Annotated in this window: 11 protein-coding genes and 1 pseudogene; 9 read left to right on the top strand and 3 right to left on the bottom strand. The window is 45.1% G+C overall.

Annotated features, from left to right (window positions below; translation table 11 throughout):
• Nucleotides 1–1,049: cellulase family glycosylhydrolase (locus V6C93_RS24195; RefSeq protein WP_333479231.1), on the top strand; the 1,049-nt coding region annotated here is incomplete at its 5' end.
• Nucleotides 1,050–1,064: 15 nt separating this feature from the next.
• Here the strand turns inward: V6C93_RS24195 and V6C93_RS24200 are convergent.
• On the bottom strand, nucleotides 1,065–1,658 hold the full coding sequence (locus V6C93_RS24200) for a hypothetical protein (protein WP_333479232.1): 594 nt from the start codon (nucleotides 1,656–1,658) through the stop codon (nucleotides 1,065–1,067).
• A gap of 287 nt (nucleotides 1,659–1,945) precedes the next feature.
• On the opposite strand from V6C93_RS24200, the gene V6C93_RS24205 reads away from it, so the two are divergent.
• From V6C93_RS24205 to V6C93_RS24220, 4 genes and pseudogenes are all read left to right on the top strand, one after another.
• Entirely contained in the window at nucleotides 1,946–2,227 is a 282-nt protein-coding gene (locus V6C93_RS24205) for a helix-turn-helix transcriptional regulator (RefSeq protein ID WP_333479233.1), read from the top strand.
• A 27-nt stretch (nucleotides 2,228–2,254) separates the two neighbouring features.
• Nucleotides 2,255–2,509 carry a helix-turn-helix transcriptional regulator gene (locus tag V6C93_RS24210; protein WP_333479234.1) on the top strand — a complete coding sequence of 85 codons (255 nt, stop codon included), beginning with the start codon at nucleotides 2,255–2,257 and terminating at the stop codon, nucleotides 2,507–2,509.
• A gap of 406 nt (nucleotides 2,510–2,915) precedes the next feature.
• Nucleotides 2,916–3,413 (top strand): hypothetical protein, encoded by a 498-nt coding sequence (locus tag V6C93_RS24215; protein WP_333479235.1) that lies wholly within the window; start codon nucleotides 2,916–2,918, stop codon nucleotides 3,411–3,413.
• Between the two features lie 86 nt (nucleotides 3,414–3,499).
• Nucleotides 3,500–3,637, top strand: a pseudogene (locus V6C93_RS24220) (winged helix-turn-helix domain-containing protein); the annotation flags it as partial.
• Nucleotides 3,638–3,720: 83 nt separating this feature from the next.
• Here the strand turns inward: V6C93_RS24220 and V6C93_RS24225 are convergent.
• Nucleotides 3,721–4,305, bottom strand: a complete 585-nt coding sequence (locus V6C93_RS24225) for a DUF6174 domain-containing protein (protein WP_333479236.1) — start codon at nucleotides 4,303–4,305, stop codon at nucleotides 3,721–3,723.
• Between the two features lie 377 nt (nucleotides 4,306–4,682).
• Between V6C93_RS24225 and V6C93_RS24230 the strand changes: the two genes are divergently transcribed.
• Both V6C93_RS24230 and V6C93_RS24235 read left to right on the top strand, forming a co-directional pair.
• Nucleotides 4,683–4,931: a hypothetical protein gene (locus V6C93_RS24230; protein ID WP_333479237.1), complete on the top strand. Its 249-nt coding sequence runs from the start codon at nucleotides 4,683–4,685 to the stop codon at nucleotides 4,929–4,931.
• Nucleotides 4,886–6,796, top strand: coding sequence for an ArnT family glycosyltransferase (locus V6C93_RS24235; RefSeq protein WP_333479238.1), 1,911 nt, complete (start codon nucleotides 4,886–4,888; stop codon nucleotides 6,794–6,796). The genes V6C93_RS24230 and V6C93_RS24235 overlap by 46 nt, the downstream gene beginning before the upstream one ends.
• Nucleotides 6,797–6,839: 43 nt before the next feature.
• Here the strand turns inward: V6C93_RS24235 and V6C93_RS24240 are convergent, their stop codons facing one another.
• Nucleotides 6,840–8,390: a HEAT repeat domain-containing protein gene (locus V6C93_RS24240; RefSeq protein WP_333479239.1), complete on the bottom strand. Its 1,551-nt coding sequence runs from the start codon at nucleotides 8,388–8,390 to the stop codon at nucleotides 6,840–6,842.
• An 11-nt stretch (nucleotides 8,391–8,401) separates the two neighbouring features.
• On the opposite strand from V6C93_RS24240, the gene surE reads away from it, so the two are divergent.
• Together surE and V6C93_RS24250 are read left to right on the top strand one after the other, a co-directional pair.
• Nucleotides 8,402–9,079 (top strand): 5'/3'-nucleotidase SurE, encoded by a 678-nt coding sequence (gene surE / locus V6C93_RS24245; protein ID WP_333479240.1) that lies wholly within the window; start codon nucleotides 8,402–8,404, stop codon nucleotides 9,077–9,079.
• Between the two features lie 88 nt (nucleotides 9,080–9,167).
• Complete coding sequence (locus V6C93_RS24250) at nucleotides 9,168–10,106, top strand: NAD-dependent epimerase/dehydratase family protein (protein ID WP_333479241.1); 939 nt, start codon at nucleotides 9,168–9,170, stop codon at nucleotides 10,104–10,106.
• Nucleotides 10,107–10,359 lie beyond the last annotated feature (253 nt).

Raw genomic sequence — 10,359 nt, forward strand, 5'->3', positions numbered from 1 at the left:
CTAATGTGATTGGGGCTGACCTGAAAAATGAACCTCATGGTAAAGCGAGGTGGGGAAACAATGACCAACTAACTGACTGGCGACTCGCCGCTGAGCGATGTGGCAAGGCAATTCAAGCGATCGCGCCCAATTGGTTGATTGTTGTCGAGGGGGTAGGAAACGTCCCTGAAAAAAACCAGTGGTATTGGGATGGGGGCAATCTGGTAGGTGTCAAGCAATACCCGGTACGCCTCACAAAAGCTAACAAGTTAGTCTATTCTCCTCATGAGTATGGCGCTGGAGTCTATAACCAATCTTGGTTTTCTGACCCCACATTTCCCAACAATATGCCCACCCGCTGGGAAACCGGATTTCACTATATTGCAACTCAAGGAATTGCTCCCATTTGGGTTGGAGAGTTTGGCGGACGGAAGGTGGATACTAGCTCTACAGAGGGAATTTGGCAGCGCAAGTTAGTCAATTTTATTCAGCAGAAGAATCTATCCATTACCTATTGGAGTTGGAATCCTAATAGTGCTGATACGGGTGGTATTCTGCTGGACGACTGGAAAACGGTCGATGCAGCCAAGCAACAACTACTAAGTACACTGTTGCCTACTGGTAGTTTAGCAACAACCTTGTGGAGTACCACCACGACCAATTCAGGTACTGGAACGACTAATCTTTCAAGTACTGGTACAACAGGTAGTGCTAGCAATATAACTACAACCTCGTCTAGCGGTGGTACCACGAGTGCCTCTGGCACCCCTGTCCTTAAAGCAGAAGCGTTGATTCGGTCAGATGAGACTACGCGCCTTTGTGTTAATTTACGAGTTACCAATCAGGGCAATGGCAGTACTCGGAACTGGCAGCTAACGTTTGCGCCCAATCAAGCAACGATTACTCAGGCTTGGGGTGGGAATTTTCTGCCTCAGGGTACGCAGTATTTGGTGAAACCTGAATCGGGGGGAGAGGTGATTCAACCCAATCAAGCTGTAGTCGTCGGATATTGTGCCGACAAACTGGGGTCTAACTACAAACCTACACAACTTTCCGCGATCGCACTATAAAAAACCTGTGGTGATTTAGGCAGTGGCTTGAGAGAGTTGCTGCCAGCGCTGCTGCCACAATTGTGCAATCGCCCCTACCACGTCTGGCAAATCAGCAAATTCCAGACTTTGGCGCTTCAGTTCTGGTGCTATATGCTCTAATCCAATACAGTCTCGACAACAGTACAAAATTTGTTGCCAAGCGTTTTGCCACTCAACTCCTGCCTGCTGATGGGCTTTCAAGGGTTTAAGGCGTTCTTCTTCTTGACGCAGGTGCTGGGCTTGTTGCGCCCAGGCATTGCGCCACGGCTGCACGGCTTCGGGCTGTTTGTGATTATCGTACCAATCTCGTTCGGTACGCAATATTTCGCCCAACTCATCGAGGTTGGCGCGTGAAGTGCAGCGTGCGATCGCTTCCAGTCCCTGTTTTATCCAGAGGGGCAAGCGGCGATAACTGACGAATTTAGCACGAGATTCGACTAGCTTCACCCAAATTTGGTGAGGCCAACACTCTAGGCGCTCGATTTGGTTCAGGGAAATTTTCAGCAGGGTGGCGACTTCCTGGCGTACTTGCTCTAAGGGTAATTGGGCAGGGTCAATGACCCCAGATGTAATTAAGTTCTGGGACATGGTAGATTGCTGATAGTGGGTGTTAAGGTAAGGCGACCGCTTACACGGGCAAGTGGAGCAATCGCCGTACTTGTGACCAAATGGAAGAAGATACTTGCCTGAGAATTATTGCTTCATAGGCACCCCTTGAACTCAATAGTGAGACACTTTTAGGAAAGACCAGTCAGTCACATTGCATCTTGACGGAGTCAGCGAGACTGACGGGTCACTCTCTTGTTGTCTCTTAAAACAAGCTTACTTGTATTTATCAATTCGGTCAACAAGTCTGCTTGTATTTTGTTGCTATCATGTCCAGAAAAAGACAAGAAAATGATGAAGGGGTGTCGCCCTTGAAGCAATTGCGGATAAAAGCAGGTCTGACCCAAGTTGAGCTTGCCAGACTGATTCCTGACAAAACCAGAACTAAAACCCTGACACAGCAGATAGTCAGTGGCTGGGAAAAGGGAAAGTATGAGCCAGAGTTAACCATTCGGCAAATTAGAGCGCTGTGTCGTGCTTTGGGCGTGACTTTTGATGAACTCCCTGAAGATTTTGGACCACCACAGGAGTTGCCTGAGGATGAAGATTAACCACAAATCTGAAGTTGGCGTGGAGAAGTGATAGAAGCAAATCAAGACCAACAGGAGAAGTCTCTGTTGAGGCAACTCAGAGAGCAGAATCAGCTAACGCAGTTTCAGTTGAGGCTACTGATTGGAGTTTCAGAACGCAGAGTCAGTGATTGGGAAAACGGTAACGCTAAGCCAAGCCTTGAGAATGCTGTGGCATTGGCTCGTGCTTATAAGGTTTCGCTTAAGGTAATCTGTCAGGCGTGCGGGATTGATGTGGCAGGTGTACCAGATGATGAGGGTTAGGGCGGGTTTTCAAAGTCCTATATCTTAGTAAAAACGCGATCGCTCTTCAGGTGTATTGATGAATCGAGAGAAGCGAGCAGCTCTGTTCTGGTATCAAAGGCAATCGCCCAACCAACTTGTAAGAAAACAGCCAAGTACCAAAGAAAACAAGGAGATTTAACAAAAGTCCATCCCAATGAAACTGGCAATGAAGAATTATTTGTCATTTATTTAAATAGGTACACCAATGTCTAGTTTTCTCTCTCGGCATAGTCCGAGCCTTCCCTCTATCTAGAAGGCAAAGTTGGTGCGTGTCTCACTACCAGACCTGAAGGGAAACACTGGGCAGATTCTCTTACGGCAAACCTAGACAAATAGAGGCGTCTGAGAATTTTGGTCAAGGAAATAATTGTTTGTCTATATAAGCATGTACACAAGAAAAAAACTTCAATCTGACCTAAATGCGCTTTATGTTGAACGAGCGCATATAAAGAGTGAAGGTTGGTATCTACAACACTGCTGGTTGGTGCAAGTCAAGCCAGGAGGCAATGCCCGTACCAATCGCAAATACTGGCAAGTGAGAAGCCGCCAAGCGATGTTTGATGGCAAAATGCTTAAGCACTTAAGAGCTGATGAAGTGGAGGATTACAGAGCCGCGATTAATCGGGGTCGGCAGTTACAGCAGATTGACCGCCAGATTGAGAAGCTTCAGCAGCGACTCCTTGCACTCACAACAACAGCTCAAAGTAAAGTGCCGTTCACTGCTTTGGATGAACAAGAGCATCTTGTTAAAGAAGTGCTTGCCCAAAGTCAAGAATTGAGAGTTGTACTGCGACACTTAGGCATCCGGAACAAACTATTAAGGACAGGGAGTGTTAGAGTCAGGACTCAGGACTCAGGGTCGGTCGCTGGCGAGCGGGGGTAAGTTGCCCGCGAAAACATAGCAGAGAGGCTAGGTTGAGCCGAAACATAAAAATCCAGTCCTACGCTACCGCAAGACTTAGAGAGTAACTACTTGACCGGATTTGGGGCTATGACTACGACCCAGGGACGAATATTGTAAACGTCTATGTGGGACACTTGCGGCGGAAGTTGGGGGAAGACAGGATTGAGACGATGAGAGGTGTAGGGTATCGGTTGCGAGTATAGGAGAAATGCGATCGCTTCAAATCAGCATTCAAAATAAGGTAACTTAATCTTCTCTAAAATGTGTAAGAGGTCTAGTCTGGGCATCAGAGTTTTTTTGCCTCTGCTGGGGACGGTGTCAGGAAAAGAACTTTGATTTTATGTCCGACGAAGCCAATCAACGTACACCCCCCACCCTGAAGCTTAGCTATAGCTCCCCGCCTTGCTTGAGGATGCATCCATTGCTCTACAAAATTAAATTGCTTCAACTTAAGTTCTATTTGGCGTGGATATCCTAGTTGTGGATCGTAGCTAACATCGGCGCTAATCACACCATCACATGAGCAGCCATTGGGGCCGCATTCCGTTTTCGCGGTATACTTTTCGAGTTCATTAAATAGGTCTGTAATAGTCACTGTTGGCTGTTCCACGAATGATCCTGGTTTTTTGCAGTCCTGAAAAACGTTAATTACCTTTTCGTTTTCAATCTCAACATCTTGCCGACATACTTGAGAAAATCCGCTATCAGTCTCGACAACCATACGATAACGTTTAAAGTCACGCTCTGCCCAACGGCTCTGTGCCTTAGCTAGTTCTTGCTGTGCCAATAAGTTGGGGGCAACACCAACAGCGACGATGCCGCTTATCAATAAAGCAGTACTAATTATGACGCTACGCCACAGGGGTTTCATTGGAGCAACTCTTCCTATACTTCACACTGTCTCGGTTATAAAGGCGAAAGAGTAGGCTTTAGGCCATGTATCGAAAACGGCAACAATGGATATCTCAGCCTTTGTGATAGCTTATCGGCTTGCTGATCTCTCAAGCAGCGTTTTGATTTTCACTGGATTAATTAACTTTTGCGAAACGGCGGCAGTCATCGGCAGCACTGAGGCGACTTTAATATAGAGTCCGCCTAGGCGGACTTAGTATGTTTAGCTGGGATTGCTCCTGCCCAATTGGTTGCTGACTTACAGCATTCCTGAGCGTATCGAGACTCCACCAATGCTCATAGGCAGAGCAATCATCTTTCAGATATCCTTGAAAATCAGTGCTATGGGGTGCAACCATGCTAACGAATGCCCTGATGGAATGCGATCGCGCAGCACAGAGTGCTGTTTCCTATACTACTCCACAAAAAATCTATAGCCCTACGATGCCTGCGACGAGCTACGCCTACACTCCAGGGTTTCGCAACAGACTTGCATCCCGATTGACAATGGATAAGGATGTTTCCGCTAACATAGAAATCAACAATCTGAGAATTTACATATGTTTATCATTCTCCCTTTTATTGCAGGAATTTTTCTATATTTAATACTCTATAAACCTGATAAAGGCTGGCGGGTTGCCACTTTAGATACCGCTATCGTATGGGGAGTTTTAGTGGCGGTAATTACTGAGGGATTAAGTTTATTAAAGTTTATAACATTTAGCGGAGTATTATCAGCTTGGTTATTAATAAATTTGGTATTATGCTTCATTTTTTTTAGGTTTAAAGTCAAATCTTTAGCCAATCTCAAGCTTAGAGCCAATTTTAAAGGAGAACATTTTTATACTATCCTCTTAATCTGTGTAGCTTGTATCTGTCTGACTATTGGTTTAATTGCAATAGTGGCACCGCCCAATAACTGGGACTCTATGGACTATCATATGCCACGGGTAGTTCATTGGATTCAAAACCATAGCGTCGAGCATTATCCAACAAGCTACACACCTCAACTATTCAGTCCCCCTTGGTCAGGATTTGCCATCATGCACTTTCAAATTCTCAGTAGTGGCGATCGCTTTGCAAATCTTGTCCAATGGTTCAGTATGGTTGGTAGTCTCATCGGAGTATCGCTAATTGCCGAGCAACTAGGATCTGATTTGCGAGGTCAAGTTTTCTCTGTTGTCGTATGTGCAACTATTCCTGTAGGAATTCTCCATGCAACAAACACTAAAGATACCTATGTCGTAGCTTTCTGGCTAGTCTGTTTTGTTTACTATGTTCTCGTGGTAGGAAAGCATAGAACAAGTTGGAGCCACATATTAAAACTGAGTGCGAGTTTTGGGCTTGCTATTTTCAGTAAAGGAACAGCCTCTATTTATGGCCTGCCATTTTTTGTCTGGTTAATCTTAATTGATTTTAAATGGAATAAACTTAGAGCATTAAAACATTTAATTGCGTTAATTTTTATTGTTATTACTATTAATTTTTCTCATTATATACGCAATTATGATTTATTCGGTTCACCCAATTCAACGTATTCATACACATTGACTAATGAGGCGTATGGAATTCCAATATTAATTTCAAGTATTATCAAAAATGCTAGTTTACATCTGGTTATTCCACTAGATTATATTAATCCTGCTTGGGTAGAAAATGTCATATACAAAATTCATCAAATGCTCCATGTAGACATCAACGATCCGCGCACTACATTTGGCAGCAATTTTACTCTTCTCTCAATCTTACCCAATTTTGAAGATACAGCTGGTAATCCAATACACTTTTGGCTATTAGTATTTGCTATAGTAATATGTCTTAGTCGTCATGATTTAAGAAACAATAAATATCTTGTTAGCTATGTTATTACTGTTGGGTGTTCATTCGTGCTATTTTGTTTACTTATAAAATGGCAAATATGGCATAGTCGCCTCCACTTGCCTATTTTTGTCCTTGCTTCTCCATTTATTGGAATAGTTTTTTCAAAATTATTCCATAAAAAAATCATCAATGTTATTTTTATATTACTGATAGAATTATCGCTTTTTTATGTGTTTTTTAATGAATTTAGACCAATTGTAGGAGAAAAAAACATATTTAATACTCGACAGATAGAGCAATATTTGAGACCTATCATTACTCAGAAAGATGCATATATTAATACAGCTAATTTTGTGAAAAAAACAGGTTGTCAAAACATAGGATTATCCCTGCAATCTATAGAGTACCCTTGGTGGGTATTGTTAAAAAATCACAATAACCAGCAGGTTCGTCTTGAACATGTGAATGTCAAGAACGTCTCTAACGTAAAGTCTAAGGTTTATCCCTTTAATCATTTCATTCCTTGTGCTATTATTTCCGTTGGGTCTAGGCAAAGTGAGGAGCTGGCTATCAAAGAAGGTATGTATGTTAGAGCTTGGCAGCCAGTAAATTCCTTACAGAACATCCAAGTTTTTTTAAAAAATCAATAAGCGACAAAAACTCGCTCTAAGACGAAGCTCTTAATCACAGCAATCAAAAGAATTCCAAACCATCAAAGTCATCATCTTTCCAAAGAGAATCATGAAAACGTTGGACGACTTCTACTAACTTGCCCTCTCTCCCTAACGCTTCATCCGCCAATTCCACAATCCACCGATTAGGCACAGCTAGGGGTCTAGCTTCCAATACATAAGCCAATGCTTCCTCCTCTTTCCCCGCACCCAGTAGCATGGTGCAAACCGTTAAAGCCACGGCTGAAGAACGACTAATCCCCGCATGACAATGGATGAGGACGTTTCCCCCATCCTGAGAAATCAAAGGAACGAAGTCAATTACCTTGCGGATATCTTCAGCAGTAGCCAAAACATACTCAGGGTCATCATCCGGTACCCTGATATCATCAAACTCCAGCCGTAATCGGTGGGGTACTTGGGTATAACCCTCAGGAGGTTTGTCACCGGGACTACCAATTGAAATCAGATGTTTGATTAATGGCCTTCTGGTTGTACACAAGAGATGAACGCTTGCTTCAGTACAGGAGGTGATAAAGATTTTGGGTAGTGTATTGTTCTTTGGTGTTGCTTGTGCTGGCTGGGGAGTGCTATCTAGCTCAATAGCATCTTGCATCAGTCCTGAACCTGCAACTTCGGTGTTATTTTTCTCTAAGGTAAGTGCTATAGATTTAGCAAGTGCTATCGATTGAGGAACCATGAGACCTTTATCTTGAAGCGCTTGAACTATCTGTGTATTGTCCGTTTCCAACCCAATTTTCCATAAAGCTGAAGCCGCCCTTTCACGCACCAGGGAATGTTTATCGTTCAGTGTTTCAAGTAGCAGATTAATAGCAGGTTCTGAGCCGATTTGTTCTAATACCCAAACAGTTCTCTTACGAATGCTAGGCTCCTGAGCCTTGAGTTTACTGCGTAATCCCATAACTACCGCATCCGTGCCGATTTGCTTCAAAGCCTCAGTAGCTGCACTACGAACAAAAAACTCTTCGTCGTCAAGTACAGCAAGCAACCCAGGGATAGCCGCAGAGGAGCCAATCTTTCCTAATGCAGCAGCCGCTCTTCTGCGAACATAAGAGTGGCGCTCTGCCGTAGGCGGCAGCGCTTCGCGATCGCCTAATGCCTCAATCAGTCCATTCACGACTGCCTCACCCTGAAAAAACCCTAATCCAGAGGCTGCTCTCCAACGGACATGGGAATCTTTATGCTTCAATGCGCCTATCAATCCAGTCACGGCAGCAGGAGAGCGGATTTGCCCTAATGCCCAAGTCGCCCAGATGTAAACCTGAGGGGATGAATGGTTGAGTGCGTCAATTAGCTCGCTAATGACGGCTTCCGAGCCGATTTGCCCTAATGCCCAAGCTGCCCACCGACATACATTCAAGTCTTCATGATTCAGCGCGTCGAACAAGGCAGTAACCGCCGCTTCGGTGCCGATTTTCCCTAAGGCACGAGCAGCCTTTGCCTGAACATACGGGTTTTTGTCGCTCAGAGCTATTAGAAAAGGTTGAATCAAACTATCTGAGCCTGGAATTTGCGGATATGCTTGAGATTCGGTTTTGTCTGTTGCGTCCATATCGACCTATTATGACCTTGATTCTCACGAATGACGACGGAATCGACGCTCCCGGCATTCGGGCGCTTCTAAAAGCAGTGGATGGCAAGGGCGTGATTGTTGCTCCCAAAGACCATCAATCTGGATGTGGTCATCAAGTCACCACCACTAGACCCATTCCTGTGCAACGCCGTTCTGATAGCGAGTATGCGGTTGGTAGCACTCCCGCTGATTGTGTTCGGCTTGCATTATCGCATCTTTGTGTAAATGTCAAGTGGGTACTATCGGGTATCAACGCCGGTGGCAACTTAGGGATGGATGTTTATATCTCCGGAACTGTAGCCGCCGTGCGGGAAGCTGCCATGCAAGGCATCCCCGGTATTGCCGTTTCCCACTATCGCAAAGGGAAAGTTAATGTGGATTGGGACGTGGCGGCACGGTGGACGGCTAGAGTTTTAGACGAGTTGTTCAATCATCCCCTGGAACCGGGATGCTTCTGGAATGTAAACCTGCCGCATCTGCTACCGGGAGACCCCGATCCAGAAGTGGTCTTTTGTACACCCTGTACGCAACCGTTGCCAGTCAAGTATCGAGTTGAGGGAGATTCCTATTACTACATCGGGGAATATGCCAAGCGCGGGCGTACTCCTGGCAGCGACGTTGATGTCTGCTTTTCAGGTAAAATCGCCGTGACGATGCTACGACTCTGACTTAAGCAAGAGGGAGGAGAGAGACTGGTAAGTAATATGGCTTGCTGCTCCGGTAAGATAGCTTTAGGGCGTCGTTTATTAAGAAATTATGCGAATTTTAATCATGGGTGGCACCCGGTTTATCGGGGTCTACCTCACTAAAATCTTGGTAGAACAAGGCCATGAGGTGGTGTTGTTTAATCGCGGTAAGAAACCAGCACCTGTAGAAGGCATTCAACAAATTCATGGCGATCGCACCGATGCCTCGCAACTTAAGGATAAATTATCACAAAAACAGTTTGACGCCATCTTTGACAACAATGGTCGCGAACTCAGCGACACCCAACCCCTAGCCGAAATCTTTAAAGACCGGGTGAAACACTTTGTCTATATGAGTTCTGCCGGTGTTTACCTCAAATCAGACCAATTACCTCATATTGAGGGTGACCCGGTTGACCCAAAAAGCCGCCACAAAGGCAAGCATGAAACGGAAGCTTTCCTGGCACAGTTGGGATTACCTTGGACATCGATTCGCCCAACTTATATTTACGGCTCCCAGAACTACAATGATTTAGAAGCCTGGTTCTTTGACCGAATTGTACGCGATCGCCCCATCCCCATCCCCGGCAATGGAATGCACATTACCCAATTCGGTCATTGTCAAGACTTAGCGAGGGCAATGTCTCAGGTGTTAGGGAATGATCGTGCGATCGGGCAGATTTATAATGTATCAGGCGATCGCTACGTTACCTTTGATGGTTTAGCACGCGCCTGTGTTGAAGCAACAGGTAAGTCCGCTGACTCCATAAAGATTGTCCATTACGACCCTAAAAAATTTGATTTCGGTAAACGTAAAGCCTTTCCGATGCGAGTGCAGCACTTCTTTGCGGATGTTCATAAAGCAATGACTCAGTTGAATTGGCAACCGGAATATGACCTTATTTCTGGTCTTAAAGATTCCTTCCAGAACGATTACCAGGCATCTGGGCGTCATGAAGCTGAGGTCGATTTCTCGGTGGATGACGAGATTTTAAAAGCAGTTGAGTAGGGGCACTCCTTGTGGGTGCCATAGAGCTGTGGGTGCCCTAGAACTAGGTAGGGTAGGCACACGACCTACCCCTACAGTTCCTAAATTTGTGGAGCTTAGGGTGTAAGGGGTAAAAGCCCTCCTCAATTAACCAACAGCTTCTCTCCCATTACCAAGTATTTTTGCATTGGGATGCACCCGTATTACTGTGGCCTCACAATCGGCTTCCCGTTCACGTCTACCTCTAACTCTTCGCGACGAAGTGTTTCTGTTG

Origin of the sequence: Allocoleopsis sp. (assembly GCF_036703385.1) — a bacterium.
In the GTDB taxonomy this organism is placed as follows: Bacteria; Cyanobacteriota; Cyanobacteriia; order Cyanobacteriales; family Coleofasciculaceae; genus Allocoleopsis.

What these genes read in the sequence shown, in the direction of transcription:
- V6C93_RS24200 (WP_333479232.1), bottom strand. Translation starts at nt 1,658, where the DNA reads ATGTCCCAGAACTTAATTACATCTGGGGTCATTGACCCTGCCCAATTA.
- V6C93_RS24205 (WP_333479233.1), top strand. Translation starts at nt 1,946, where the DNA reads ATGTCCAGAAAAAGACAAGAAAATGATGAAGGGGTGTCGCCCTTGAAG.
- V6C93_RS24215 (WP_333479235.1), top strand. Translation starts at nt 2,916, where the DNA reads ATGTACACAAGAAAAAAACTTCAATCTGACCTAAATGCGCTTTATGTT.
- V6C93_RS24225 (WP_333479236.1), bottom strand. Translation starts at nt 4,305, where the DNA reads ATGAAACCCCTGTGGCGTAGCGTCATAATTAGTACTGCTTTATTGATA.
- V6C93_RS24230 (WP_333479237.1), top strand. Translation starts at nt 4,683, where the DNA reads ATGCTAACGAATGCCCTGATGGAATGCGATCGCGCAGCACAGAGTGCT.
- V6C93_RS24235 (WP_333479238.1), top strand. Translation starts at nt 4,886, where the DNA reads ATGTTTATCATTCTCCCTTTTATTGCAGGAATTTTTCTATATTTAATA.
- V6C93_RS24240 (WP_333479239.1), bottom strand. Translation starts at nt 8,390, where the DNA reads ATGGACGCAACAGACAAAACCGAATCTCAAGCATATCCGCAAATTCCA.
- surE (WP_333479240.1), top strand. Translation starts at nt 8,402, where the DNA reads ATGACCTTGATTCTCACGAATGACGACGGAATCGACGCTCCCGGCATT.
- V6C93_RS24250 (WP_333479241.1), top strand. Translation starts at nt 9,168, where the DNA reads ATGCGAATTTTAATCATGGGTGGCACCCGGTTTATCGGGGTCTACCTC.